Annotated in this window: 22 protein-coding genes; 13 read left to right on the forward strand and 9 right to left on the reverse strand. The window is 73.6% G+C overall.

Annotated elements, in window-relative coordinates:
* Positions 1 to 237 precede the first annotated feature (237 nt).
* A complete protein-coding gene (locus tag ACQP1N_RS05935) occupies positions 238 to 870 on the forward strand; it encodes an HAD family hydrolase (protein WP_433229516.1) in 633 nt (210 codons plus the stop codon).
* Positions 871 to 1,024: 154 nt separating this feature from the next.
* Positions 1,025 to 1,420, forward strand: a complete 396-nt coding sequence (locus tag ACQP1N_RS05940) for a cold-shock protein (protein ID WP_067805239.1) — start codon at positions 1,025 to 1,027, stop codon at positions 1,418 to 1,420.
* Between the two features lie 60 nt (positions 1,421 to 1,480).
* On the opposite strand, the gene ACQP1N_RS05945 is transcribed toward ACQP1N_RS05940, so the two are convergent.
* Complete coding sequence (locus ACQP1N_RS05945) at positions 1,481 to 2,884, reverse strand: MFS transporter (RefSeq protein WP_433229518.1); 1,404 nt, start codon at positions 2,882 to 2,884, stop codon at positions 1,481 to 1,483.
* Between the two features lie 316 nt (positions 2,885 to 3,200).
* On the opposite strand from ACQP1N_RS05945, the gene ACQP1N_RS05950 reads away from it, so the two are divergent.
* The gene (locus ACQP1N_RS05950; protein ID WP_433232587.1) at positions 3,201 to 3,896 is read left to right on the forward strand and encodes a DUF3027 domain-containing protein; all 696 of its coding nucleotides are present in this window, start codon (positions 3,201 to 3,203) and stop codon (positions 3,894 to 3,896) included.
* Between the two features lie 4 nt (positions 3,897 to 3,900).
* On the forward strand, positions 3,901 to 6,864 hold the full coding sequence (locus ACQP1N_RS05955) for a sacsin N-terminal ATP-binding-like domain-containing protein (protein WP_433229519.1): 2,964 nt from the start codon (positions 3,901 to 3,903) through the stop codon (positions 6,862 to 6,864).
* Here the strand turns inward: ACQP1N_RS05955 and ACQP1N_RS05960 are convergent.
* The gene (locus ACQP1N_RS05960; RefSeq protein WP_067805233.1) at positions 6,861 to 7,145 is read right to left on the reverse strand and encodes a DUF2530 domain-containing protein; all 285 of its coding nucleotides are present in this window, start codon (positions 7,143 to 7,145) and stop codon (positions 6,861 to 6,863) included. The genes ACQP1N_RS05955 and ACQP1N_RS05960 overlap by 4 nt on opposite strands.
* 105 nt (positions 7,146 to 7,250) lie before the next feature.
* Between ACQP1N_RS05960 and ACQP1N_RS05965 the strand changes: the two genes are divergently transcribed.
* The 3 genes from ACQP1N_RS05965 (at position 7,251) to thpR (ending at position 10,127) form a co-directional block, all read left to right on the forward strand.
* Positions 7,251 to 7,718 (forward strand): MarR family transcriptional regulator, encoded by a 468-nt coding sequence (locus ACQP1N_RS05965; protein WP_067805264.1) that lies wholly within the window; start codon positions 7,251 to 7,253, stop codon positions 7,716 to 7,718.
* 450 nt (positions 7,719 to 8,168) lie between these two features.
* Positions 8,169 to 9,425 carry an MFS transporter gene (locus tag ACQP1N_RS05970; RefSeq protein ID WP_067805261.1) on the forward strand — a complete coding sequence of 419 codons (1,257 nt, stop codon included), beginning with the start codon at positions 8,169 to 8,171 and terminating at the stop codon, positions 9,423 to 9,425.
* A 78-nt stretch (positions 9,426 to 9,503) separates the two neighbouring features.
* Positions 9,504 to 10,127, forward strand: coding sequence for an RNA 2',3'-cyclic phosphodiesterase (thpR, locus tag ACQP1N_RS05975; RefSeq protein ID WP_084263380.1), 624 nt, complete (start codon positions 9,504 to 9,506; stop codon positions 10,125 to 10,127).
* Here the strand turns inward: thpR and ACQP1N_RS05980 are convergent.
* On the reverse strand, positions 10,064 to 12,226 hold the full coding sequence (locus ACQP1N_RS05980) for a hypothetical protein (protein WP_131732560.1): 2,163 nt from the start codon (positions 12,224 to 12,226) through the stop codon (positions 10,064 to 10,066). The genes thpR and ACQP1N_RS05980 overlap by 64 nt on opposite strands.
* 118 nt (positions 12,227 to 12,344) lie before the next feature.
* Entirely contained in the window at positions 12,345 to 13,364 is a 1,020-nt protein-coding gene (locus tag ACQP1N_RS05985; RefSeq protein WP_433229520.1) for a hypothetical protein, read from the reverse strand.
* Positions 13,365 to 13,581: 217 nt separating this feature from the next.
* Between ACQP1N_RS05985 and ACQP1N_RS05990 the strand changes: the two genes are divergently transcribed.
* Positions 13,582 to 14,496: a class II glutamine amidotransferase gene (locus tag ACQP1N_RS05990; RefSeq protein WP_433232591.1), complete on the forward strand. Its 915-nt coding sequence runs from the start codon at positions 13,582 to 13,584 to the stop codon at positions 14,494 to 14,496.
* Between the two features lie 49 nt (positions 14,497 to 14,545).
* On the opposite strand, the gene serC is transcribed toward ACQP1N_RS05990, so the two are convergent.
* From serC to ACQP1N_RS06005, 3 genes are all read right to left on the reverse strand, one after another.
* Complete coding sequence (serC, locus tag ACQP1N_RS05995) at positions 14,546 to 15,682, reverse strand: phosphoserine transaminase (RefSeq protein ID WP_067801950.1); 1,137 nt, start codon at positions 15,680 to 15,682, stop codon at positions 14,546 to 14,548.
* A gap of 44 nt (positions 15,683 to 15,726) precedes the next feature.
* Positions 15,727 to 16,068 (reverse strand): hypothetical protein, encoded by a 342-nt coding sequence (locus tag ACQP1N_RS06000; protein ID WP_067801948.1) that lies wholly within the window; start codon positions 16,066 to 16,068, stop codon positions 15,727 to 15,729.
* A gap of 147 nt (positions 16,069 to 16,215) precedes the next feature.
* On the reverse strand, positions 16,216 to 17,319 hold the full coding sequence (locus tag ACQP1N_RS06005; protein ID WP_067801946.1) for a citrate synthase 2: 1,104 nt from the start codon (positions 17,317 to 17,319) through the stop codon (positions 16,216 to 16,218).
* A 185-nt stretch (positions 17,320 to 17,504) separates the two neighbouring features.
* On the opposite strand from ACQP1N_RS06005, the gene pdxH reads away from it, so the two are divergent.
* Both pdxH and ACQP1N_RS06015 read left to right on the forward strand, forming a co-directional pair.
* The gene (gene pdxH, locus ACQP1N_RS06010; RefSeq protein WP_242608759.1) at positions 17,505 to 18,161 is read left to right on the forward strand and encodes a pyridoxamine 5'-phosphate oxidase; all 657 of its coding nucleotides are present in this window, start codon (positions 17,505 to 17,507) and stop codon (positions 18,159 to 18,161) included.
* Entirely contained in the window at positions 18,158 to 19,468 is a 1,311-nt protein-coding gene (locus ACQP1N_RS06015) for an MFS transporter (RefSeq protein ID WP_433229521.1), read from the forward strand. The genes pdxH and ACQP1N_RS06015 overlap by 4 nt, the downstream gene beginning before the upstream one ends.
* On the opposite strand, the gene ACQP1N_RS06020 is transcribed toward ACQP1N_RS06015, so the two are convergent.
* Complete coding sequence (locus ACQP1N_RS06020; protein ID WP_433229522.1) at positions 19,454 to 20,155, reverse strand: UdgX family uracil-DNA binding protein; 702 nt, start codon at positions 20,153 to 20,155, stop codon at positions 19,454 to 19,456. The genes ACQP1N_RS06015 and ACQP1N_RS06020 overlap by 15 nt on opposite strands.
* 99 nt (positions 20,156 to 20,254) lie before the next feature.
* On the opposite strand from ACQP1N_RS06020, the gene ACQP1N_RS06025 reads away from it, so the two are divergent.
* The 3 genes from ACQP1N_RS06025 (at position 20,255) to ACQP1N_RS06035 (ending at position 24,468) form a co-directional block, all read left to right on the forward strand.
* A complete protein-coding gene (locus tag ACQP1N_RS06025) occupies positions 20,255 to 20,956 on the forward strand; it encodes a metal-dependent transcriptional regulator (RefSeq protein ID WP_067801935.1) in 702 nt (233 codons plus the stop codon).
* 189 nt (positions 20,957 to 21,145) lie between these two features.
* Positions 21,146 to 23,473, forward strand: coding sequence for a SpoIIE family protein phosphatase (locus tag ACQP1N_RS06030; RefSeq protein WP_067801931.1), 2,328 nt, complete (start codon positions 21,146 to 21,148; stop codon positions 23,471 to 23,473).
* Entirely contained in the window at positions 23,473 to 24,468 is a 996-nt protein-coding gene (locus ACQP1N_RS06035) for a zinc-dependent alcohol dehydrogenase family protein (protein ID WP_433229524.1), read from the forward strand. The genes ACQP1N_RS06030 and ACQP1N_RS06035 overlap by 1 nt, the downstream gene beginning before the upstream one ends.
* On the opposite strand, the gene ACQP1N_RS06040 is transcribed toward ACQP1N_RS06035, so the two are convergent.
* On the reverse strand, positions 24,465 to 25,301 hold the full coding sequence (locus tag ACQP1N_RS06040; protein ID WP_067801921.1) for a class I SAM-dependent methyltransferase: 837 nt from the start codon (positions 25,299 to 25,301) through the stop codon (positions 24,465 to 24,467). The two genes, ACQP1N_RS06035 and ACQP1N_RS06040, sit on opposite strands and share 4 nt — an antisense overlap.
* Positions 25,302 to 25,347 lie beyond the last annotated feature (46 nt).

Here is a 25,347-nt window from a genome sequence, read left to right on the forward strand (position 1 = left end):
ACCCGCCAGGACCCGGCCGAGGGCCGGGTAGACGACGGCGGCGCCGGGGGCGAGATCGTCCTTGGGGTCGGGGTGGCTTCTTCGGGTACAGCGTTTTCCCTGGTCAGTCGGTTTGTGGTCGGGGGCCCGGGTATATCGGCACTACGGTCCCGCGCTCTCCTACTCGGATCCCGTCGCATCGCCACTACCGGGAGAGCGCGGGTCCTCTCGTGTGTCCGGACCTTTACCCTGTGAGACGTGCCCGATCTCCTTCCCTCCAGTGCCCCCTTCGCCGTCGGTTTCGACCTGGACCTGACCCTGGCCGACACGCGGGCCGGGATCAGCGCCGTGTACGCGGCGCTCGCCGCGGAGACGGGCGTCCCGATCGACACCGGCCTCGTGGTGCGGCGCATCGGGCCGCCGCTGGAGGAGGAGATGGCGTACTGGTTCCCGGCGGACGAGGTGCCCGTGATGGCGGCGCGGTACCGGGCGATCTACGCCGACATCGCGATCCCGGCGACCGTCCTCATGCCGGGCGCCGCCGCGGCGCTGGAGGCGGTGCGGGCCCGGGGCGGGCGCGTGGTCGTCGTGTCCGGCAAGAACCAGGCCGACACCGAGCGGACCGTCCGGTTCCTCGGGCTGCGGGCGGACGCCGTGGTCGGCGGCCTGTTCGGCGCCGACAAGGGGGCGGCGCTGCGCGAGCACGGCGCCGGCGCCTACATCGGCGACCACACCGGCGACGTGGACGCCGCACGGGCCGCGTCGGCGGTGGCGGTGGCCGTCGCGACGGGTTCGTTCGACTCGGCGGCCCTCACCGCGTACGGGGCGGACGTCGTCCTGCCGGACCTGCTGGCCTTCCCGGAGTGGTTCGGCGGGTTCCGGGCGGCCTGAGCCGCGATATTCGGGTGCCGCCGCAGAACGTCCCCGATAGCGTTGAAGACGTGGCCTCCACAGGCGTCGCGGGGGGGACCCGGCGTGTACACCGGTCCGTGGCGAGGCACTAATCTTGTGGGCGATTCAGGACGATTACCGAACGAGGTCTCCGGTGCCGACTGGCAAGGTCAAGTGGTACGACTCCGACAAGGGGTTCGGCTTCCTCACCCGCGACGACGGCGGTGAGGTCTTCGTGCACTCATCGGCGCTGCCGAGCGGGGTCACGACGCTCAGACCGGGCCAGCGCATCGAGTTCGGCGTGGTCGAGGGGCGGCGCGGCCAGCAGGCGCTGCAGGTGCGGGTGCTGGAGTCGCTGCCGTCGGTGGAGAAGACCATCGCCAAGCAGCGGCGCAAGAAGCCGGACGAGATGGTCGTCATCACCGAGGACCTGATCAAGCTGCTGGACGGGATCTCCAACACCTACCGGCGCGGCAAGCACCCGGCCCCGGCGGAGGCGAAGAAGATCGCGACCGTGCTGCGCGCGGTCGCCGACGACCTGGCGCCCTGAGCCGCCGGTCGCCCCGAGCCGCCCGTGCTGAGCCGCCCGTGCTGAGCCGGTCGCACCGGGCTAGGCGCGCATCTCCGGGTGCGCGTCCTTGATCGTCGTGTGCTGGTCCGGACGGCGGGTGCGGCGGCGTGTCCCGGCCTGCCGGGACACGAGCAGCCCGAAGGAGGCGGCCAGCACCGCCGCGACGGCCGCGAGCGCGACCCGGCCGTCCGCGACGATCGACATGCCGAGGCCGAGCAGCCCGCCGAGCACCCAGCTGAGCTGGTGCAGCGTCTCCGACACGGCGAACGTGGACGAGCGCATCTCCTCGCCGATCTCGCGCTGCACCACCGCGTCCATGGACAGTTTGCCGAGCACCTGGCCGAGACCGGCCGCGGTCGCCACCGCCAGCGCCGCCCACAGCCCGAAGAACGCGGCGCCCGCGGCGGTGACGCCGGTGACGGCCGCCAGCGTCGCCGACACGATGAACCGGGGCGCCCGCGCCTTCATCCAGGCGCCGAGCGCGGTGCCGAGCAGCCCGCCGGCGGCCGCGCACGCCGCCAGCAGGCCCAGCGCGACATGGTGGGACACCGGGTCGAACCGTTCCTGCCGCAGCAGGAACGCCAGGTAGATGATCAGGAAGCCGGAGAAGGCCCGCAGCACCGCGTTGGCCTCCATCGCCTCCGCGACGAGCGGCCCGACGCGCGGCAGCGTCCGCCAGCGGCGCGCCTGTTTCGCGGCCTTGTCCGGCTGCGTGCGCCGTGTCCCGCCGGGGACGTCGACGCGCCCCGGCAGCCACATGGTGAACACGACTCCCAGCAGGAACACGACCGTGCCGATGCGCAGTACCCAGGCCGCCCCGATGAGGACGGCGAGGCCCGCGGTGACGGGCGCGACGATCGACGCGGTGATCAGCCCCGCGAACGAGGCGCGCGCGTTCGCCGTGACGAGCGAGATCTCCTCCGGCAGGACGCGCGGGGTGGCCGCCGCCCGCAGCACCCCGAACGCCTTGGACAGCACGAGCACCCCGAACGCGGCGGGCAGGAAGGTGACCTGGTCACCGTGCGGGAGAGCGCTCGCCATCGCCCAGCACAGCAGTGCCCGCATCACGAACGTGCTCGCGATCGCGTACCGGCGGGCGTGCCTGGCCCGGTCGAGCGCGGGGCCGATCAGCGGCGCGACCAGCGCGAACGGCGCCATCGTGACGATGAGGTAGAGGGCGACCTGGCCGCGCGCCTGGTTGACGTCGAGGCCGAAGAACAGCGTCCCGGCCAGCGCGACCGCGACCATCGCGTCACCGGCGGAGTTGATCGCGGACGCCTCGATCAGGCTGCCGAGCCCGCTGCGTCCCGCGCCCTGCGCGTGCGTGACGCGGCGGGTGAGCCGTCCCGTCCCGAGCACGGCCGAGCGCACGGCGCGGGCCGCCCGCGCCGCACCCCCGGCGGCGGCGCGTACGGACCCTCCGGCCCTTGCCCGGTCTGCCATGCGCCTGCTCTCCCCCTGCGGTCGTTCCGGCTCGGCGCCGGGACACGGCCAATGGAGTCGTTCGACCGAGGGTACGTTCCCCGCTGAGCGGGAGGCTCACCTCGCGCCCGGCCGGGCGGGTGTCCGGTCATGCCGTCCGATGGGCGAGAATTGGGGTGTGAGCCCACAGCGCCAGTCCAGCCCCGCGCGACCCGCCACCGCGCGCACCACCTCCGGGCCCGCCCGCCGGACCCGCACGCCCGCCGTCGATCCGGCCTGCGCCGAGGCCGTCGACCTCGCCCGCGAGGCGGCCGAGGAGACCGCCGGCGCCGCGGGGATCGGCGAGCACCTCGGCGTGCGCGCCGAGGCGGACCGCGTGGTCACGCACTATTTCGAGTGCCTCGACCTCGCCTACCGGGGCTGGCGCTGGGCGGTCACCGTGACCCGGGCGGCCCGCGCCAGGATCGTCACGGTCAGCGAATGCGTCCTGCTGCCCGGCGACGACGCGATGCTCGCGCCCGAGTGGGTGCCGTGGCTGGAGCGGCTGCGTCCCGGCGACCTCGGGCCCGGCGACCTGCTGCCGACCGCGCCCGACGACGTCCGGCTCGCCCCCGGCTTCACGCAGGTCGACGACTCCACCGACCGCGCGGCCCAGTGGGAGCTCGGGATCGGCCGTGTCCGGGTGCTGTCCCGCGAGGGACGCGACGAGGCCGCCGCCCGCTGGTACGAGGGCGTCGCGGGCCCCCGCGCCCCGATCGCCGCCTCCGCCCCCGCCCAGTGCTCCACCTGCGGCTTCTTCGTCCCGCTGGCGGGCGAGCTGCGGCAGATCTTCGGCGCCTGCGCCAACGAGTACGCCCCCGACGACGGCCGTGTCGTCTCCGCCGACCACGGCTGTGGCGCGCACTCCGAGGCGGTCTCCATCCCGGCCGCGTCCGAGCACAACCCGCCGGTGATCGACGAACTGGGCTATGAGGTCGTCCCCACCGGCGACGACACCGTGCCCCTGGACGACGAGGCCCTCGGCCATAGCTGATCCCATGCCGGAAACCCCGGACATCTTCGGCGCGCGCGCCCTCCGCGACCGCGTACTGCGCGCCTGGGCCGAGTCCCCGGCGCGCTTCCGCGAGGACGCGAACGCCGAAGAGGACCACGCCCTGGGCGGCTACCGCGACCGCGTGGTGATCGAACTCGCCCAGAACGCCGCCGACGCCGCCGCCCGCGCCGCCGTCCCCGGCCGCCTGCGCCTGACCCTCCGCACCCTGCCGGCGGGCACCGTCCTGACCGCCGCGAACACCGGGACGCCGCTGGACGCGGCGGGCGTCGAGGCCCTCTCCACCCTCCGGGCCTCCGCCAAACGCGGCGACGCCGAGGCCGTGGGCCGTTTCGGCGTCGGCTTCGCGGCCGTCGTGGCCGTGACCGACACCCCCTCCATCGCGTCCGGGAACGCGGGCGTCGGATGGTCGCGGGAGCGGGCTCGGGCGCTGGTGGAAGGGGTGCCCGGGCTCGCCGGGGAACTCGGCAGGCGGGGCGGGCACGTGCCTTTGCTGCGGCTGCCGTTCGCGCTCGAAGAACTGCCGGAGGTTCCGGACGGGTTCGACACGGTGGTGCGGCTGCCGTTGCGGGAGGACACCGTCACGTCGGTCCGGCGGCAGTTGGGGGAGGTGGGGGCCGCGCTGATGCTGGCTTTGCCGGCGTTGGAGCGCGTTGAGATCGATGTTGAGGGGGACGTGCGCGAGCTGGCCGCCGAGCGGCGTGCGGATGGCGAAGTCGTCATCAACGGGAGTTCGTGGCGGACGGTCGAGTCGCATGGGGAGATTCCCGGGGCGCTCCTGGAGAACCGTCCCGTGGAAGAGCGGGCGCGGCCGTTCTGGCAGGTCCGGTGGGCCCTCCCAGAGGACGGGTGGCCCGAGGGCATGCCGGGGGTCGTGCACGCGCCCACGCCCAGTGATGAGCGGCTGGACCTGCCCGCGCTGCTCATCGCGTCGTTCCCGCTTGCGCCGGATCGGCGGCATGTCGCGCCCGGGGCGTTGACCGACTTTCTGGTGGAGCAGGCCGCGGAGGGCTATGTGCGGCTGCTGGGCGGGCTTGCGGGGTCGCCCGCGGTGCTTGAGCTCGTGCCGGGGCCGATCGGGGCCGGGGAACTGGACGCGCGGGTCCGGCGGGGGATCCGGGAGCGGCTGCCCGAGGCGCCCGTGCTGCCGCACCGGACGCGGGGGCGCGACGCGGTCGCCGTTGACGCGCCCGCCCCGTTCGTCGAGGTGCTCGGCGCGGACGGCGTCGTCGGCGGTCTGCTGCCGCCGCGGTGGCCGGCGCGGAGCCCGGCGCTGGCGGCGCTCGGGGTGCGGCGGGTCGAACTGGCCGATGTGATCGACGAGCTGGCCGCCGTGGACCGGGAACCGGCGTGGTGGCATCGGGTGTACGGGGCGCTCGACGGGGCCGCCAGGGACGCGCTGGGGGCCTTGCCGGTTCCGCTGGCGGGCGAGGCGGGACGTGTGGTCCGCGGCCCGCGGGGGTTGCTCATCGCGGACGGTGTCGATCCCGCGGGGCTGGACGTGCTCGGGCTGCGGTTCGTCCATCCGGAGGCCGTGCATCCGCTGCTGACGCGGCTCGGGGCGGTCGAGGCGGGGCCGCGGACCGTGCTCGCGGACGCCGCCGTGCGGGTGGCCGTCGAGGAGTCGTTCGAGGCCGACGACCCGGACGTGATCGCCGAGGCGGTGCTGGGGCTGGTCGCGGCGGCGCGTCTTGATCCCGGCGAGGAGCCCTGGCTGGCCGAGCTGGCCCTGCCCGGGGAGGACGGGGAGCTTTACCCGGCGGGTGAGCTGCTGCTGCCGGAGAGCCCGTTGCGGGGGCTCATGGCCGGGGACGCGCCGTTCGGTGTGGTGGACGGCGAGGCGCTGGAGCGGTGGGGCCCGGAGACGCTCGCGGCCGTGGGCGTCCTGGACGGGTTCGCGCTGGCCAAGGGCGAGGACGTGAACCTGACGGGCCTCGCCGACGAGGCGGAGACCCTTGAGCTCGATGACGAGGATCTGTGGGCCGAGGACGTGCTCCGGAGGGTCGGGCCGCAGGATCTTCCGCCGCTCGTGCCGGAGTTCGTGGCCGTCCGCGACCTGGAACTCGTCGATGACTGGACGGCGGCGCTGAGGCTTCTTGCCACGCCCCCGTGGCGGGCCGCGATCGTTGATCCCGCGCATGTGACCCTGCACGACGGCCGGCGCGTGGCGGTGCCGTCGTACACGGCGTGGTGGCTGAGGCGGCACCCGGTGTTGGACGGCCGCAAGCCGGGTGAGTTCCGGCTGGGCGGGGATGAGTCGCTGACCGGGCTCTATGACGTCGCTCCAGAGGGCCTGGACGAGCGGCTACTGCTCGCCTTGGGCGTCCGCACATCGCTGGAGGAACTGCTCTACGAACCCGGAGGCGCGCAAGAGCTGCTCGACCGGCTCGGTGACCCCGGCAGGAACGTCAGCCGTGCCCAACTGGGCGTGCTCTGGACGACCTTGGCCGATACCCCCGAGGTTGATGTCGAGCCACCCGACCATGTGCGAGCCGTCGTGGACGGCGAAGTCGAGGTCGTGGACGCGGAGGACGCCATCGTCCTCGACAGCCCTGACCTCCTGCCCCTCCTGCAAGGGCAGCCTCTGGTCATCGCCGCCCAAGGGCGTGACACGCGGCTTGCCGAGCTTCTTGATCTGCCCTTGGCAGGGGACGAAGTGCCGGGCGAGGTCGGGACGGAAGGCGAGAAGCGTCCCGTGCCGGATGCGGTGAGGGCCGTCCTGCCGGAGGCGCCCGCCGACTACCTCGCGCACGACCGCCTCACCGTGGACGGCCAGGAGGTCCCCTGGTGGACGCGGGACGGCGAAGTCCACGCGAGCGGCGTCCACGGGCTGGCGCGGGCGCTCGCGTGGTCGACCGGGCACTGGGCCGATCGGCTTCTCATCGAGGCCGTCCTGCGCGACCCGGAGAGCCTGCCCGCCCTGCTGGCCGAGGCCGACCTGGAGCCCTAGCCGGTCCGCTCGCGGTCCGCCGCCGGGGCCGGCTCCGAGCGGGCGGCGCGGGCGGCGTCCGCGCGGGCCCGTCCCGCCTGGAGCCTGGGGACGTACCACATGGCGAACAGGCCGATCCCGATGCCGGTGACGCACACCCACAGCCACCAGCGGTCCTCGGACGGCAGCCCGACGACCAGCAGCACGACGAGCGCGACCGCCCACGCGATCGCCCCCGCGGCCGCGATCCGGACGTCGTTGGTCGGCATCGGCGGCGGGTCCGGTCGGCGAGGTTGGCTCATGGGGTCAGGCTACGTGTCACGTCCGCGGGCGTACATCGGGCCCGGCGTCCACCACGGCGCCGGTGGCGTGGCAGCATGGGCAGCAGCACCGGGAGAACGATGACGATGACACCGCCACCGATCCGGGGGCGCACCGCGTCCGCACCGGGTCTGGCCGAGGAACTGCGCATATCGATCGCGCGGCTGTCGCGCCGGCTGCGCACGCTGCGGCCGGCCGCGGCGGGCGGGGGCGGCCGGCCGCTGTCGCTCACGCAGTTCGCCGCGCTCGCCGCCATCGAGCGGCACGGGTCGATGACGCCGCGCGAGCTGGCCGACCACGAGAAGGTGCAGCCGCCGTCGATGACCCGCGTGCTCGCCTACCTGGAGGAGCACGGGCTCGTCGCGCGCAGCCCGCATCCGACGGACGGGCGCCAGGTCGTGCTGCACGTCACCGAGGAGGGCGCCGCCATGCTCGCGGACGAGCGGCGCCGCAAGGAGGCGTGGCTGGCCCAGCGGCTCGCCGAGCTGTCGGCCGGCGAGCGGGAGATCCTCCGCAAGGCCGCCCCGATCATCGACAGGCTCAGCCGGTCCTGACCCGCCGGGCCGCCGGTGTGGCCGCGTTCATAGGCCCTTGCCGGAATGACGCTCCTCCGATTACCGTTAGCATTGGTAATGACTTCTGCTAACGAAAGCTTCGATGAGCCGGAGGGGACCGCGACGCGCGGCCCCTACGGTCGGCGTCGCGCGCACACGGCCCGCGCCGCCGCCCCCGCGACACCCGCGTCCCCGAAGACCGCGGCCCCCGCGCGCACCCGGCACCGCCGTTCCGCGGCCGGGCGTCCGATCGCGCGTGCGACCGTCCGTCCCGCCGCCCTCCCCCCTGCCGACCACCGGGACGCCCCCGCCGCCCCGCGCCCGGACGAGCCCGCCCCTGGCCCGCCGCCCGCGGACGATGCCGGAGCGGTCCAAACCGCCGTCCCGGACGAGCCCACCGCCGAAAAACCGGAGCAGCAGGCCCAGGACGAAGAGCCGCGCCCCGGCGGAATGTTCCGTTCGCTCCGCAACCGCAACTACCGGCTGTACGCGGCCGGCCAGGTCGTCTCCAACACCGGCACCTGGATGCAGCGCATCGCGCAGGACTGGCTCGTCCTCGAACTCGCGCACGGCAGCGGCACCGCGCTCGGCATCACCACCGGCCTGCAGTTCCTGCCGATGCTGCTGTTCGGCCTGTGGGGCGGCGTCATCGCCGACCGCTACCCCAAGCGCCGCGTCCTGATGCTGACCCAGATCTCGATGGGCGTGCTCGCGCTGGTCCTCGGCCTGCTCGCGGTGAGCGGCAGCGCGCAGGTGTGGCACGTGTACCTGCTGGCGTTCGGGCTCGGCGTCGCCACGGTCGTCGACAACCCCACCCGCCAGGCGTTCGTCATCGAGATGGTCGGCAAACGCGACCTGCCGAACGCGATCGCGCTGAACAGCGCCACGTTCAACGGCGCCCGGCTGCTCGGCCCCGCCGTCGCCGGGGTGCTGATCGCGCTCATCGGCACGGGACCGGTGTTCCTGGTGAACGCCGCGTCCTTCGGCGCCGTCCTGTTCGGCCTCTACGCGATGCGGACGGACGAACTGCACGAGGCCGCGCCGGTCAAGCGCGCCAAGGGCCAGCTCCGCGAGGGCCTCCGCTACGTGCGCGGACGCCGTGACCTGATGCTCGTCCTGATCCTCGTCGGGTTCCTCGCCACGTTCGGCATGAACTTCACCACGACCGTCGCGCTGGTCGCCAGGGAGGTCTTCCACACCGACGCGTCCGCGTTCGGCCTCGCCTCCAGCATGCTGGCGCTCGGCGCGCTCAGCGGCGCGCTGCTGGCCGCCCGCCGGGTCGCGCGGCCCCGGCTGCGGCTGCTCGTGGTGATGGGCCTGGTGTTCGGCGCGCTGGAGGTCGTCACCGGGCTGATGCCGACGTACTGGATGTTCCTGGCACTGCTCGTCCCGACCGGGATCGCGATGATGACGATCACGACGGCGGCGAACGCGACGATGCAACTCGGCGTCGCCCCGGAGATGCGCGGCCGGGTGATGGCCTTGTACATGCTCGTGTTCCTCGGCACGAACCCCGTCGGCGCGCCCGCGGTCGGCTGGCTCGCCGAGCACTTCGGCGCCCGGATGAGCCTCGTCCTCGGCGGGCTGGTCTCCGTTCTCGCCGCGCTGGCCGTGGGCGCGGTCGCCGCCCGGGGCCGCTCAGGTGAGGCCGGGGTGGTCCGCCTCGCGTCGGCCCGGCTCCGCCGCCCGCGTGCCGCCGAAGGATGACGGGGGCGGCGCGGCCGATCCGCGTGACAACGGGGCCGTCTGCTGAAAAGCTGGCGGCGTGGCCTTTCGGACGTTCCCATGAGGCTTTTCGTGGCGCTCGTGCCGCCACCGGACATCCTGGACGAGCTTGAAGAGGCCGTCCTGCCGCACCGCGACGCGGTGCCCGGCCTGCGCTGGGTGCGGCGCGACCTGCTGCACGTCACGCTGACGTTCTTCGGCGAGGTCGACGACCGCGCGTTCGACCGGCTGCTGCCCCGGCTGGAGCGCGCCGTCGGACGGCACGAGCGGATGACGCTGTCGCTGGCCGGCGCGGGCGCCTTCCCCGGCAACGGCGCGCACGCCCGCGTCCTGTGGACGGGCCTGTACGGTGACCGCCGCCGGCTGGCCCGGCTCGCCGCCTCCACCACCGCCGCCGGACGCCGCGCCGGGACGCTCCAGGACAAGCACCGCGGCTTCCGGCCGCACCTGACGTTGGCGCGGTCCCGGCAGCCGCTGGACGTGCGGGCGCTCATCGAGCCGCTGGCGGCGTTCGCCGGAGCCTCCTGGGAGGCCGGCTCCATCCAGCTGATGCGCAGCCATCTGCCCGGCAAGGACCACGACCAGGTCGTGTACGAGCCGCTGAAGACGTGGTCGCTGCGTCACAGCTCCGGCGGGGGAGGCGCGGGACGGTCGGCGTCGGGCGGCCCCCAGGGGACGCCGTAGCGCTCGCAGGCGCGGCGCAGCTCGTCCAGGTCCGGCGGGAACGTGATCTGCCGCAGCACCCGCCCGGACGGCGCCCACACCACCAGGCGCGGCATCCGCTCGACCGCCTCGTCGATGCCGACGCCGCCGACGCGGTCACGGGCCAGCTCCCACTCGACCTTGCCGCGTCTGGTGACGACGGCGAGCCCGGCGGACGACACGCGAAGCTGGGACCGGTTCCGGTCGTACACCCAGTAGCCGAGGAGCCCGATCAGCAGCCCGGCGGGCATCGACCAGCTCGCCGTGGCGTTGAACCCGCCCAGGTCTGGGCCGAGCCACACCGCACCCAGCAGCGCCACCGCCTCGCACAGCAGGACGCTCATGCCGTAGGTCCCGATGCGGGAGCGGCGAGTCGCGTCCAAGAGCGCGCCCGGGGCCGTGACGGGGCTGGGCGGCGAGGAGGCGGGGAACGTGACGTCCTGCTCGCCCAGGCCCTCCGGCCATGAGGGCGGGGCCGGACCGTCCTGAACGGTGCCGTCCTGGCCCGTGCCGGGCGTGGGCAACGCGGCCGTGGCGCGCTCGGGCTCCGGAGCGGCGAGCGTGGACACGGCCGAATGGAACGCGGCGCTCAGGTAGGCGTCGTACTCGGCGTCGGTGACCGGCAGGCCCGCGCGGCGGGCCGAGTCGCGCAGGTCGGTGCGGGAGATCCGCAGCGCCGACAGCGGCGCGGCGAAGAACTCGTCGCCGTCGGAGTCGTACAGCCGGACCCACGCGTGCCCGCCGACGGTCAGCAGCTCGATGCCGCCGATACGGTCCTCGGGCATCTTCAGCACGACGTCGCCGGCGGCGTCCGCCCAGCCGAGCCCGCCCTCGGTGACGACGAGCCGCCCGCCGGGCACCTGCGCGAAGATCTCCGGCAGCCCTTCGAGCCCGTACTCGGGACGGCGCGGCGCCCGCGCCGCCGACGTGATCACCCGGTAGCCGTGGTCGTCGAGGGCGTGCGCGAGCTGGAAACCGTCCAGGCCGTGCGCGGGCAGCCGGGCGACGAGTTCCAGCCGGTGCCCGAACGCCAGCGCGGCGAGGTCGGCGCGGCGCGGTTCGCCGCTGACCGGGTCGAGCCGCAGGCCGGGACCGACGACGACGGCCGCGACATCGCCGGCGCGCAGGTCCTGGACCTCGCGGCGGCGGCCGGGACGGGCCCGCACCAGCAGCCGCTCCGCGGTGATCGTCCAGCGGACCTGGACGGCGCGCAGCAGCCGGCGGCGGGCCGCGAGCACCCCGGCGATCGCGGCGAGCGCCCAGCAGCCCGCGGCGAGCCGGGCGCCGAACGCGTTCGTCCCGTCCAGCGCGATCCTGGTGATCATCACGGTGCCGAGGAGCGCGGTCAGCGCGCCGAGCAGCACGATCCGGCGCCGGCTCGGCAGCGGTTCGGGCGTGGCCAGCCGCTGCTCGCCGGCCCGCCCGCCCTTGCCGCGCGCGGCCCTGCCCCCGGCGGACGGCCTGGCGGGCGGCTCGGCGGGCGGCTCGTGCGCCGCCGCCAGCAGCGCCGCCTCCTGGTCGAGGAGCCGCTTCTCGGCGGCGTGGTCGCGGGGGAGCGGGCCGCCGCCCGGGACGTCGTCCTCCAGCCCGGAGACGCGCAATGCCTCGTCCAGCGCCGGATCGAGCAGGTCGGTCGCCTCGCCGTCCAGGATGTGCATCGGGATGCCGAGCCGCCGGGCCGTCACGAACACCGCCAGCGGCTCCAGGCCCATCGCGGTCAGACCGCCCACGGCCGTCCGCCCGAACCGGTGGAAGACGGTCAGCACGCCGTCGCCGGTGGTGATGGCCAGGCCGTCGATCCGGGACCGCTCGTACGACACCATGACGAGCCCGCCCCGGCCGACCCGCTCCAGCCCCGCCGCCGACAGCCGCCAGTACGGCCGGGGACGGCGGCGGCGCGCGTCCGGGACCGCGCCCAGCAACCACGGGATCGCGGCGACGGCGCCGATCAGCGCGGCCCACAGCCACACCGGGCGGATCGGCAGCAGCGCCAGCGCCACCGCGAGGACGGTGAACGGGCCGGCGGCGACGGGCCGCCACCGGCCGCCGGAACCCGCGAGGCCCACCAGCTCATGCTCCACAGTCCGCATCCTCACACGGGTCCGCGCGGGACCGTCGCCTCCTTTCGCGATCCGGTCGTTCTCCGAAAGCCTTTTCCAGCGTGGGGGTCAGTTCACGGGTCGATTTCCGTCACTGTGGTCACCGCCGCCTCCGGACGAGGCCGTAGCCGGCGGCGCCCGCGATGGCCAGCGCGAGGAACAGGCCCATCCGGGTGTTGGTGGCGTCCCGGTGCCCCTCCTCGGCGTTCCCGGCCGGACTCGCGTTCTTCGACGAGGCGGACGGGGACGGCCGCGCCTCCTCCGGCAGCGGCACCCGGTAGACGGGCTGCTTCCTGCCCTCCGAGCCCACCAGCAGGGATCCGCCGTCCGTCGTGTAGGTCACCGACTCGCCCTGCACCTGGGCGGGCAGGCCGATCGACTTCAGCGACTCGCCGGGCCTGCCGTCCGGCCGCACCGAGTACAGGCGGGCGCCGAAGTACGTCCGGATCACGCAGGTGCGGCCGTCGGGGGAGAACGCGCCGTCGGTCGCGATGGCCGGGGCGTCACCGACCTTGCGCATGACGTTGAACCCGCCGGTGCGCAGCCGCGCGGGCGCCTCGTAGATCTTCCCGCCGGCCAGGTTGGTGATCTTGCTGGCCAGGTAGAGTCGGTTCGTCCGCGGGTTGATCATGAGGGTCTCGGCGTTGCGCGGCCCGTCCTGGTACTTGAGCCGGAACGCGGTGGCGTGCAGCGTCTGGCTGCGCAGCCGGGCCGGCTCCGGAATCCGGTACACGGTCACGTACGGCCAGGCGCCGCCGAGGTTGTCGCCGATGTCGGCCACGAAGATCGCCGGCCGGCCGCGGCCGTCCCTGCCGAGCGCGATGGCCTCCCAGTCGCGGGCGCCCGCGCCGGCGACCGTGAGGACGGCCTGCACCCTCCCGTCCGGGCCGAGCGCGAAGATCTGCGGGACGCCGCCGGAGTCGTTGTGCGTGTAGACGGTGCCCTGATGCAGGCTGCTCGCCGCGAGGCCGCTGGACTCGGTGATCCGCGGATCGCTGATCGTGAACGCGACCCGGCCGTCCTTCGCGGCGGCCGGCGCGGCGGGCGCGAAGACCGTCACGGATGCGCCGGTGACGGCGAGCGCGGCACTGGCACGGGTGACGACGCGGACTGCTGACATGACCTGACCACCCCGTTCCGCGCCCCCACGATCATATGACCCGCGCCGGTCAGCTCAGCAGCGCACCGACGACCACGGCGAGGATGAGCGCGGTCAGCACGGTGGGAAGCAGCCATTGGGGCGCGCGGTTCACGGTCCGAGCTTATTCGGCGCCATGAACGGGTCGAACCGGCCGCCCATGATTCGCATCTCATCCAGCATGTGTGGATTGTTCGGAGTGGTGCGTTCGCCGTTCGCGGATGACCCGGGGCCGGTGTCGGACGTGTTCGTCACGTTGGGCACGCTCGCGGAGGAGCGCGGCACCGACTCGGCGGGCCTTGCGTTCCTCGGCGCCTGGCCCGGCCTCGGCGGCTCCGCGGTCGGCTGCCGGGTCGTGCGGGGACGCGGCCGGTTCTCGGAGATCTGGCACCCGGCGTACCTGGCCGAACTGGACCGCACGCCCGTCGTGCTCGGCCACACCCGCTGGGCGACCCAGGGGTCGCCGCTGGATCCCGGCAACGCGAGCCCGATGGCCGTCTCCGGGGCCGCCGCCGACCCCTCCATCGGCCCGTCCGCCGGCATCGTCGCGACCCACAACGGCGACATCGACGCCGCCGACCTGCGGGCGCGGTTCGCGCCGCCGCCGGCGTCCGGCACGACCGACAGCGAACCGATCTTCCAGCTGCTCGCCGGCTGCCGGACCTCCACCGAGGTGACGGGCCTCCTCGAAACCCTGGTCGGACGGGTCGCGCTGGCCTGGGTGCACCGCGATCGGCCGACCGAGGTGCACCTGGCGCGGGGCGCGCTCAGCCCGCTGACCGTGGCCGTGGACACCGACCAGAACATCTACTGGGCGTCCAACCCGCGCTGGTTCCGGGAGGCCGAGCGGCACACGCGGGTGCAGTTCGTGTCCGTCGTCATGCTCCGCGAGGGGACCTACCTCAAGGTCGGCATGGAACGCCGTCCCGGCCGCCGCGATCTGCCCGACGTGCTCGCGACGGCGAACTTCGTGCCCACCGCACGCGACACCGACATGGACCCCCGCGTCTGGACGGGCTTCACCCGCTCCGACCGGGAATGCGACCAGGCCGGCCTGCGGCACCGCGCCATCCGGCGTCCCGGCGGCACCGGGGAACTGGTGACCGTCGCCTGAAACGGCCCTCGGGGGCGCGGCGCGGCGTCCCCGAGGGATCACCGCGTCGTCAGAGACGCTCGACGACGTGGTCGACGCAGGCGGTCAGCGCCTCGACGTCGTCCGGGTCGATCGCCGGGAACATCCCGATGCGCAGCTGGTTGCGGCCCAGCTTCCGGTAGGGCTCGGTGTCGACGATCCCGTTGGCGCGCAGCGTCTTCGCCACGGCCGCCGCGTCCACGTCGTCGTTGAAGTCGATCGTGCCGACGACCTGCGAACGCTGCGCCGGGTCCACCACGAACGGCCTGGTGTAGGAGGTCTTCTCCGCCCAGGTGTAGAGCCGCCGGGCCGAGTCGGCCGTGCGGGACGTCGTCCACTCCAGGCCGCCCTGGCCGTTCATCCACTCGATCTGCTCGGCGAGCAGCAGCAGCGTGGCCACGGCCGGGGTGTTGTAGGTCTGGTCCTTGGCGGAGTTGTCCACGACCGTCTTCAGGTTGAAGAACTCCGGAACGTACCGGTCGGACATGGCGATCTCGTCGATCCGCTCCAGCGCCGCCGGGGACGCCAGCGCCACCCACAGGCCGCCGTCGGCCGCGAAGCACTTCTGCGGCGCGAAGTAGTAGACGTCGGTCTCGGCCACGTCCACGGGCAGGCCGCCCGCGCCGGACGTGGCGTCCACCAGGACGAGCCCGTCCCGCGCGGTCGTGCCCGCCGGGCGCCTGATCGGCATCGCGACGCCGGTCGAGGTCTCGTTGTGGGTGAGCGCGTAGACGTCCACGTCCTCCTCGGCCGACGCCTCCGGGTGCGTCCCGGGCGGGCTGGAGATGACGGTCGGCTCACCCAGCCAGGGCGCGCTCGTGGTGACCTTGGCGAACTTGCTGGAGAACTCACCGAACGTCAGGTGCTGCGACCGCTGCCGGACGAGCCCGAACGCGGCCGCGTCCCAGAACGCGGTCGTGCCGCCGTTGCTGAGCAGGACCTCGTACCCCTCGGGCAGGGAGAACAGCTGGGCCAGCCCCTCCCGGACGCGGCCGACGAGGGACTTCACCGGCTTCTGCCGGTGCGAGGTCCCCATGTAGGTGGAGCCGGAGTCGGCCAGCGCGGCGAGCTGCTCGGGGCGGACCTTGGACGGACCGCAACCGAAACGGCCGTCCGCCGGCTTGAGATCTGTGGGAATGTCAATGGTTGGTTTCGCGCTCTCGGTCACTTGTAGAAGGCTATCTGAGCTGCGACGAAGATCGCGGTCCGGGTTCACATGCCGAGACGGCGGCGCCGCCGTGCCCATGTCAGCAGGCCCACGAGCGCCACCGCGCAGCCGGCCGCGATGACGGCCGGCGGATAGACCCAGTCGTCGCCCCTGGAACGCGCCTCGATCGCCGTGCGAACCGAGTCGTAGGTCAGGAAGGCCAGGAACAGGGCCGCGATCACGACGGCGATCCGTCCCGACACGGCGTCGGTGCGGCGGCGCCGCTCCGCACGCTCCGCCTCATGCCGCCGCATCTCCTCGGCGGCGTCGGCCTCCGCGGCCTCCGGCCGTTCCGGGACGGCCGGGCCGATGTCACCGTCGAGTGGCTCGTCGGGCTGGTGGCTCATGGATCCAATGATGGCAAAGGGGCGAGTTTCGCACCTGGCCGCCCGAGGCGATGGCACCGGGCCGCCCGAGGCGGTGAACGCGGCACGCAAAAGGCCCCCGGACTCCGGGCCGGGGGCCTCAAGGCGCGTCGTGCGGGGGAAGGTCTTTCAGCCCTTGAGGACTTCCGCTGCTCCCGTGACGTCGGTGATGGAGCGGCTGCCCGGGCCGGTGTAGCGGGCGCTCGGGCGGACGAGGCGGCCGGTGCGCTTCTGCTCCAGGATGTGCGCGGCCCAGCCGGCGGTGCGGCCGCAGGTGAACATGGCGGGCATCATCGCGGTCGGAACCTCGGCGAAGTCCAGGATGACCGCGGCCCAGAACTCCACGTTCGTCTCGATCGGCCGGTCCGGGCGGCGTTCGCGCAGCTCGGCGAGGGCGGCGTCCTCCAGGGCCTTCGCGGCCGCGAAGCGGGGGGCGGCCAGCTCCTTGGCGGTGCGGCGCAGCACGCGGGCGCGCGGGTCCTCGGCGCGGTAGACGCGGTGCCCGAAGCCCATCAGCCGCTCGCCGGAGTCGAGGATGCCGGCGACGACCTTGCGGGCGTCGCCGAGCTGCTCGACCTTCTCGATCATCGGGAGCACGCGGGCGGGGGCGCCGCCGTGCAGCGGACCCGACATGGCGCCGATCGCGCCGGACATGCTGGCCGCGACGTCCGCGCCGGTGGAGGCGATGACGCGGGCGGTGAAGGTGGAGGCGTTCATGCCGTGCTCGGCGGCGGAGACCCAGTACGCGTCGATGGCCCGGACGTGCTTCGGGTCGGGCTCACCGCGCCAGCGGACCATGAACCGCTCGGTGATGGTCTCCGCCTCGTCGATCCGGTGCTGCGGGACCATCGGCACGCCGACGCCGCGGGCGGACTGCGCCACGAAGGACAGCGCGGTCACCGATACTCGCGCGAGGTCCGCGCGGGCCTCCTCGTCGGAGATGTCGAGCAGCGGCCGCATCCCGTACGCGGTGGCGAGGGTGGGGAGTGCGCTCTGCACGTCCACCCGCACGTCGCCGGAGGTGACCGGGAGCAGGTGCGGGTCGGCGGGGGTCAGTCCCGGGGTGAAGCTGTCGTCCACCAGCAGGCCCCAGGCGTCACCGAAGGAGACGCGCCCGACGAGTTCCTCGATGTCGACACCCCGGTAGCGGAGGGCGCCGCCCTCCTTGTCCGGTTCGGCGATCTCGGTCTCGAAAGCCACGACCCCTTCGAGACCAGGTTTGAAGTCGGACATGTCGTCCTGCCTTTCGTCCCCAAGAGTGATAAGGCGGTGCCGTGCCATTGAACCCTGTCCGCCTTACTGACCAGTACCCAGGGGTCATGTGAGTTGCACACAAGGCCCGGGTGAGAGGCTCGGACGCTGTGGATTCCCCAACACCCGATCCCGCACGGCTCCGCAGATCCTACGAGGGGGGCGAATTGTCCGAGTCGGCGCTCCCCGCCGACCCGCTCGCGCTGTTCGCCGCCTGGTTCGCCGACGTGCACGCCTCCGGGCTCGCCGAGCCGAACGCGATGGTGCTCGCCACCGCGTCCGGCGACGGCGTGCCGAGTGCCCGGCTCGTCCTGTTGAAGGGGTACGGGCCGCAGGGGTTCCGGTTCTTCACGAACCTGACCTCCCCCAAGGGGCGTGACCTCGCGGAGAACCCCCGCGCGGCGCTCGTGTTCCCCTGGCATCCGATGTACCGGCAGGTGCGCGTCGCGGGCCCGGTGGCGGAACTGTCGCGGGACGAGTCGGCCGCCTACTTCCGGACGCGTCCGTACGGGTCGCGGCTCGGCGCGTGGGCGAGCGAGCACCAGTCGGGAGTCATCCCCGACCGGGAGACGCTGGAGCGCGGCTACGCCGAGGTGGCCGAGCGCTGGCCGGATCCGGCCGCCGGGCAGCCGCCGGGCGTACCGGACGGCGAGGACTCCGACGTCGTCCCGCTGCCGGACTTCTGGGGCGGGTACCGCGTCGTCCCCGAGTCGATCGAGTTCTGGCAGGGCCGCCGCGACCGGCTGCACGACCGGATCCGGTACCGCCGCGAAGCGGGTCCGGAGGGTAGCGGCGTGTGGGTGGTGGAGAGACTGTCTCCGTGACAACCGCACGTGGCAGGCTGCGGCGGCTCGCCATCGACACGCGACCGCTCGCCTACCCCGCGTACCGGCGGCTGTGGCTGGGGCAGGGCGTGTCGTTCCTCGGGTTCCAGGTCACCTCGGTGGCCGTCCCGGTCCAGGTGTACGACATGACGAAGTCGTCGCTGTGGGTCGGTGTGCTCGGCTTCGTCAACCTCGTCCCGCTGATCGTGTTCGGGCTGTGGGGCGGCGCGGTCGCCGACCACATGGACCGGCGCAGGCTGCTGTTCCTCTCGTCCTGCGTGATGTGGGCGGCGACGCTGCTGCTGCTCGTCCAGGCGCTGCTCGGCATCGAGAGCCTCGCCCTGATCATGGGCGTGGTCGCGATCCAGGCCATGGGTTTCGCGGTGGCCTCGCCGACCCGCGGCGCGATCACTCCCCGGCTGGTCGACGGGCCGCTCGTCCCGGCGGCCAACACCCTCAACTTCACCGCGAGCACGTTCGGGATGCTGGCGGGGCCGCTGTTCGCCGGGGTGCTGCTGGCCCACTGGCACTACGCGGCGGCGTACGCGCTCGACGCGGTGCTGTTCACCGTCGTGCTGTACGCGGCGCTCCGGCTTCCCCCGATCCCGCCGCTCGGCGACACCACCGGTTCGCCCGGCCTGCGGTCGGTCTTCGACGGGCTCCGCTACCTGGGGACGCAGCCCGTGCTGCTGATGTCGTTCGTCGTGGACATCATCGCGATGGCGGTCGCGATGCCGCGCGCCCTGTTCCCCGAGGTGGCCGAGACCCGGTTCGGCGGGGAGGGGGCCGTCGGCTACCTGTTCGCCGCCATCGCGATCGGCGCGTTCCTCGGCGGGCTGTCGTCCGGCTGGATCGGGCGGGTGCACCGCCAGGGGATCGCCCTGGTCGTGGCCATCGCGGTGTGGGGCCTGGCGGTGGCGGCCGCCGGGCTGTCCGGGTCGCTGTGGCTCGCGGTGGTGCTGCTCGCCGTCGGCGGCGCGGCCGACCTGGTGTCGTCGGTGTTCCGCCAGTCGATGCTCCAGACGTACGCGCCCGACCGGATGCGGGGACGGCTCCAGGGCGTCTTCACCGTCGTCGTCGCGGGCGGCCCGCGGCTGGGGGACGTCCGGGCCGGGGCCACCGCTAGCGTCGCCGGGGCCACCGCGTCGTGGGTGGGCGGCGGTCTCGCCTGCGCGGTGCTGGTCGTCATCGCCGGGTTCGCCGTCCCGGCCCTGCTCCGCTACGACACCCGGACCGCCGAGACCGTGCCCGCGGAATCGGAGGCCACGGAATCCGGGCCGGCCGCGGCCGCGTCAATGGAGAACTGAGGCGGCGACCTTCAGATCGTCCAGCAGGCCCGCGTACATGGCGTCGCGGTCCTCGGCGCGCAGGACGGCCGACGGGTGGATCGTCGCCAGCAGCCGGGGCCCGGCCCGCTCCGGCGCCTCGTCGATCTCCCGCGCGGCGGCGGGGGTGCCGAGCGTCTCCAGATCGGGCAGCGGCAGCAGGCGCCCGCGCTGCCTCGTCACCCGGAACGACGCGCCGAGCAGCGCCTTGCCCGCCGTGGCGCCCAGCGCGACGACGATGTCCGGGTCCAGAATCCGCAACTCCGCGAGCAGCCAGGGGCGGCACGCGTGCATCTCGCCCGCGTTCGGCGTCTCGTGGATGCGCCGCTTGCCGCCCGCCGGCCGTTTGAACTTGAAGTGCTTCACGGCGTTGGTGACATAGACGTCGCCGCGCTCTATCCCGGCCTCCTCCAGCGCTTGGTCGAGGACGCGTCCGGCGGGGCCGACGAATGGGTGACCCTTGCGGTCCTCCTGGTCGCCGGGCTGCTCGCCGATGAGCACGACGCGTCCGCCCGGTGAGCCCTCGCCGAAGACGGTCTGGGTGGCGTTCTCATAGAGGCCGCAGCCGCGGCAGCCGGCCGCCGCGTGGCGCAGCGCGTCCAGGTCGGCGCGCTCCTCGGGCGTCTCGGGCAGGAACGGTTCCGCGTCCCGGGAAGGTTTCGCATTCATCTCGTGTTGCTCCGTACCCGGCTTCAGGGGGATATTCGCGGGGCCAGGCGACGTGTGGTCTGAGCAAGTAGACTCCTGCCCATAAGACTGGAGGGAGCTGTGACCTCACACGGCCTTATCGATACCACGGAGATGTACCTCCGGACGGTTTTCGAGCTCGAAGAGGAGGGGATCATCCCCCTTCGCGCGCGCATCGCGGAGCGGCTTTCCCAGAGCGGCCCGACGGTGAGCCAGACGGTCGCGCGGATGGAGCGCGACGGGCTGCTGCGGGTCGAGGGCGATCGGCACCTCACACTGACCAAGAGCGGTCGCGGCCTCGCCACGCGGGTCATGCGCAAGCACCGGCTCGCCGAATGCCTGCTGGTCAACGTCATCGGCCTGCCCTGGGAGGACGTCCACATCGAGGCGTGCCGGTGGGAGCACGTCATGTCGGAGGACGTCGAACGCCGCCTCGTCGCGCTGCTGGACAACCCGACCGCCTGCCCGCACGGCAACCCGATCCCCGGCCTGGACGAACTCGGCGGGCACGGCGACGAAGACGACACCGCGCCGCTGTCGGCGATGACCGCGGTGGCGAGCCCCTCCGGTGCCGGCGCGGTGATCAAGCGGATCAGTGAGCAGGTGCAGAGCGACAGCGACCTGATGCTTAGACTCAAGCAGATAGGGATACAACCGGGACGAGAGGTGATTCTCCGGGCGACCGATGACGGGGTACGGGTGATCAGTGACGCCGAGGGCGAGGGACCAGCGACGGAGCTGCCACGCGACATCGCCGAACACGTCTTCGTCAGCAGGCGCTGACACGGTCGGCGCGCGGGCACCGGTCTTCACGGTCTATACCGAAGATCTCCTTATCGGCGTGCCGATCGTGCGTATCTCGGCGGCGGGTTCGTCGTTCAATACGACGAGGGTACGCGCGGCAGCCGTGCCGCGACGCCTGGTGATCACCGAGCCGGTGACGATGACTGTGAGCGGGATCGGGATGGGGAGATGAGCCACTGGGGGGAAGCGCCTGACGAGGCGCGCCTGCCGCCCGAGACCGTCCTCGACCAGATGGAGATGGCGGTCATCGTCTGCGACCGCTTCAGCAACGTCATCTACGGCAACTCCTTCGCGCGGCAGCTGTTCGGGTACGGCGGCGGCGAGGTCATCGGCCAGTCGGTCCTCTCCCTGGGCATCGCCGAGGAGGACTACGAGCAGGCGGCGGAGCTGGCCAGGCACGTGCTCAAGGGCGGTGTCTGGGAGGGCACGTTCTGCAACCTGCGCGCGGACGGCACCACCGTCTACACACGCGCGCACGCGGTGCCGCTGCGGCATCCGTCCGGCGCGGTCGACGGCGTGGTGATCTTCGCGCGGGAGGCGCTCCGCTCCAACCAGCGCGAGCGGGAGCGCTACGGGCTGCTGGAGCGGATCGGTGAGCGGCTCGCCGGGTCGCTGCAACTGGAGGACACCCTCCGCCGGGTCGCCGACACGCTCGTCCCGCAGTTCGCCGACCACTGCTTCATCGACCTGTTCAGCGGCGACCGGCTCTACCGCAGGGTGTCGCGGCACGCGGGGGGCTGGGAGCCGCCGCCCGATACCTGGGCGGAGGTCGGCGCGCCCGTCTCCTACCCGCCCGGCCACTTCAGCGCCAAGGCCATGGAGCGGCGTGACACCGTCCTCGTCGAGGACATGGTCCGGCACCGGTTCGCCGCGCCGAGCGAGGCGTCCCGGCGGCTCGGCGACGCGATGGGCATCACCTCGGTGATCTCGGCGCCGCTGCTGGTGCGCGGCGAGCTGCTCGGCGTGATGAGCCTGGCGCTGTCGAAACTGTCCGACCGCCCCGACCCGCACTACGACGGCTTCGACCGCGACCTGCTCGGCGCGATCTCCGGCCGGGTCGCGCTCGCCGTCGACAACGCGCTGCTGTTCGAGGAGGAGCGCAACACCGCGCTCGCCTTCCAGAAGCACCTGCTGCCCGGTGACCGGCCGCCGCCGCTGGACGGCCTGCAGATCGCCTGGCGGTACGAGCCGGCCCGCCCGCTGGAGGCGCACGGGCACGGCATCCAGACGCAGGTCGGCGGCGACTGGTACGACGTGATCCCGCTGTCGGCGGGCCGGGTCGGCCTCGTCATCGGCGACGTCGAGGGACGCGGCGCCCGCGCCGCGGCCGTGATGGGGCAGTTGCGGGCCGCGCTGCGCGCCTTCGCGCAGGACGACAAGCCGCCCGCCGACATACTGCGCAAGCTGGACGAGTGGGTCCGGACGATGACGCGCCCCGAGCGGATGCGGTCCGGCTGGAACAGCGACGATCTCGTCCGCCCCCCGCTCGTGTCCTGCACCTACTTCGTGTACGACGCGTGGTCGCGGGTGCTGGAGTTCGCCAACGCCGGGCACGACCCGCCCCTGCTGATCGTGGACGGCGAGGTCGGCGAGCTGCCGTTCGAGAGCCAGGGCGGCATGCTCGGCCTGCGCGCCCCCGGGATGGGCGGCGAGATCCTCTACAACGAGGAGAGGACCGAGCTGAAGCCGGGCTCCACGCTCGTCCTCTACACCGACGGCCTCATCGACCGGCGGCCCAAGGAGGACGGCGAGCACTACTCCCGCGAGGAAGCGCGGGAGATGCTCCGCACCGCCGTCACCAAGGCCGCGGGCGGCGACGTCGAAGCGATCGCGAACGCCGTCTACGACGCGGTTCCCGGCGAGATCGACGACGACGTCGCGATCGTGGTGATCCGCACCGCGGGCGACGAACTGGCCGTCGAGGAGCGCACGTTCACCGCCGAGCCGATCATGGTCTCGGAGGCGCGGCGGATGGCCGCCGACGCGTTCGCGAGCTGGGGGATGCTGGACGAGCAGGCCGAACTGGCGTGCCTGCTGGTGTCCGAGGTCGTCACGAACGTCGTCCTGCACGCCACCACGACGCCCGCACCGCGCCGCGAGATGACCGTCCCGGTCCCCGCGGGGCCGCCCGGACGCGGCGGTGAGCCGCTCGGCGCGCCGCCGCCCGTCCAGTTCAACACCGATTTCGGGGCGAGCCTGGAGGACGAGCCGTTCGAGGGCGGAACCTTCCACGAGGACGACTGGAACCTCGGCGTCGACCTCGGCCGCCGCGAGCCGCAGATCAAGGAGTTCCGGCTCCGGTTGCGGCGTGGCGCCGACGCGGTGTGGGTCGAGGTGTTCGACTCCGACATGCGGCTGCCGCGCATCCGCAGCGCGGGCGAGACCGACGAGGGTGGGCGCGGCCTCTACCTGGTCGACCAGCTCGCCACCCGGTGGGGTGCCCGGCCCACGTCCGACGGCAAGGCCGTCTGGTTCGAGTTGCCGCTGACGCCGTGATGCGCGCCTGGGTGGTCGAGACGCCGTCCCCGATCGCGTCGGGGCCGCTGCGGCGCGTCGATCGCGAGGTGCCGTCCCCCGGTCCGGGCGAGCTGCTGGTGCGGGTGCTGGCGTGCGGTGTCTGCCGGACGGACCTGCACGTCGCCGAAGGCGACCTGCCCGTCCACCTGCCCGGGGTGACGCCCGGCCACGAGATCGTCGGCGAGGTCGTCGAGGCGGGCCCCGGCTGCCTGCGCGCCGCCGGCGACCGGGTCGGTGTGGCATGGCTGCGCGGGACGTGCGGCGCGTGCCGGTTCTGCCGCCGCGGCGCCGAGAACCTCTGCCCGGCCTCGGTCTACACCGGCTGGGACGCGCACGGCGGCTACGCCGAATACGCGCTGGGCGTCGACGCCTACACCTACGCGCTGCCGCCCGAACTGGACGCCGTGCGCGCCGCGCCGCTGCTGTGCGCGGGCATCATCGGCTACCGGGCGCTGCGCCGCGCCGCCCTGCCGCCGGGCGGGCGGCTCGGCATCTGGGGGTTCGGCGGCTCGGCGCACCTGGCCGCGCAGATCGCCCTCGCCGAGGGCGCCGACGTGCACGTCTACACCCGCAGCCCGGCCGCCCGCGAGCTGGCCCGCGAGCTGGGGGCGTCCTTCGCGGGCGACTCCTTCGACGCCGCGCCCGCGCCCCTGGACTCGGCGATCGTCTTCGCCCCGGCGGGGGAACTGGTGGCCGCCGCGCTGGAACGCCTCGACCGCGGCGGGACGTGCGCGATCGCGGGCATCCATCTGAGCGACGTCCCGGTCCTGGACTACCGGCGGCACCTGTTCCAGGAGCGGCAGGTCCGGTCGGTGACGGCGAACACCCGCGCGGACGGCGAGGAGTTCCTCACGATGGCCGCGCGCCTGAACGTCGCCGTCACGACACACGCCTACGGGCTGGACGAGGCAGACCGTGCGCTGGCCGACCTCGCCGCAGACCGCTTCACGGGCGCCGCCGTCCTCGTCCCCTAGGAGATCGGTTCGGCGGCGACGTGGGCCCATGACTGGGTGAACCAGAGCTCACCGCCGATGACGCGTGGCTTGGCGCCGGTCTTGGGGCCGCCGTCCACCTCGTCGAGGAGGGCTTCGCGGATGCGGTCGGCCGCGGCGTCGTCGCAGGCGCCGGCGAGCCACGGCTCCACGGGGCGTTCCACGGTGAACACGTCCAGCCGGCGGATGCTGCCGCCCGCCGAAGTGATCAACTCGGTGAGCCGGGCGATGGACGGGGTGCCCGGATGGTCGGGGTCGCGGAGCCGCTCGATCCGGTCGCGTTCCGGGCCGGCGAGGTTGCCGCGGACGAGATCGGCGATGACCACCCGTCCGTCCGGGCGGCAGACGCGCAGCAGCTCGCGCAGCACATGGTCGGGATCGCCCAGGTTGTAGAGCGAGAACCGGGCCGTGACGAGGGAGAACGTGTTGTCGCGGTAGGGCAGTGCGGTGGCGTCCGCCTTGATCGTCGGGCGGTCGGGGCCGACCGGATGCGGCCGGTGGTCCTCGCGCGTCGCCGACGCCGGGGGCCGGTCGCCGTCCGGGGCGTCGCCGCCGGTGATGCGGACCGGACCCGTGCCGAACTCGACGGTGGTCATCCGCCCGGACCGGCCGGTGGACGCCGGCGGGTCGGGCATCGCGTCCACCGCGGTCATGTGCCGGACCCGGGGCGCGAGCGCGGCGGGCATCGGCCCGCGGCCGCGCGCGACGTCGAGGCAGACGTCGTCGCGGCCGGGTTCGACGAACTCCAGCAGGCGTCTCAGATGCGGGGCGATCGTGCCGCCGCTGCGCTGGACGGCGGGCGCCGGATGCGGCACTGGGGCACTCCCTCGGCTCGGGCCGGCTTCCCTGGACGGGCATTGC

Origin of the sequence: Actinomadura formosensis (genome assembly GCF_050948385.1) — a bacterium.
GTDB classification, from domain to species: Bacteria; Actinomycetota; Actinomycetes; order Streptosporangiales; family Streptosporangiaceae; genus Spirillospora; species Spirillospora formosensis.

Excerpts from the sequence above, each read along its gene's own strand:
- ACQP1N_RS05945 (WP_433229518.1), bottom strand. The coding sequence starts at position 2,884 with ATGGCAGACCGGGCAAGGGCCGGAGGGTCCGTACGCGCCGCCGCCGGG.
- ACQP1N_RS05955 (WP_433229519.1), top strand. The coding sequence starts at position 3,901 with ATGCCGGAAACCCCGGACATCTTCGGCGCGCGCGCCCTCCGCGACCGC.
- ACQP1N_RS05960 (WP_067805233.1), bottom strand. The coding sequence starts at position 7,145 with ATGAGCCAACCTCGCCGACCGGACCCGCCGCCGATGCCGACCAACGAC.
- ACQP1N_RS05965 (WP_067805264.1), top strand. The coding sequence starts at position 7,251 with ATGACACCGCCACCGATCCGGGGGCGCACCGCGTCCGCACCGGGTCTG.
- ACQP1N_RS05970 (WP_067805261.1), top strand. The coding sequence starts at position 8,169 with ATGTTCCGTTCGCTCCGCAACCGCAACTACCGGCTGTACGCGGCCGGC.
- thpR (WP_084263380.1), top strand. The coding sequence starts at position 9,504 with ATGAGGCTTTTCGTGGCGCTCGTGCCGCCACCGGACATCCTGGACGAG.
- ACQP1N_RS05985 (WP_433229520.1), bottom strand. The coding sequence starts at position 13,364 with ATGTCAGCAGTCCGCGTCGTCACCCGTGCCAGTGCCGCGCTCGCCGTC.
- ACQP1N_RS06000 (WP_067801948.1), bottom strand. The coding sequence starts at position 16,068 with ATGAGCCACCAGCCCGACGAGCCACTCGACGGTGACATCGGCCCGGCC.
- ACQP1N_RS06005 (WP_067801946.1), bottom strand. The coding sequence starts at position 17,319 with ATGTCCGACTTCAAACCTGGTCTCGAAGGGGTCGTGGCTTTCGAGACC.
- ACQP1N_RS06020 (WP_433229522.1), bottom strand. The coding sequence starts at position 20,155 with ATGAATGCGAAACCTTCCCGGGACGCGGAACCGTTCCTGCCCGAGACG.
- ACQP1N_RS06030 (WP_067801931.1), top strand. The coding sequence starts at position 21,146 with ATGAGCCACTGGGGGGAAGCGCCTGACGAGGCGCGCCTGCCGCCCGAG.
- ACQP1N_RS06035 (WP_433229524.1), top strand. The coding sequence starts at position 23,473 with ATGCGCGCCTGGGTGGTCGAGACGCCGTCCCCGATCGCGTCGGGGCCG.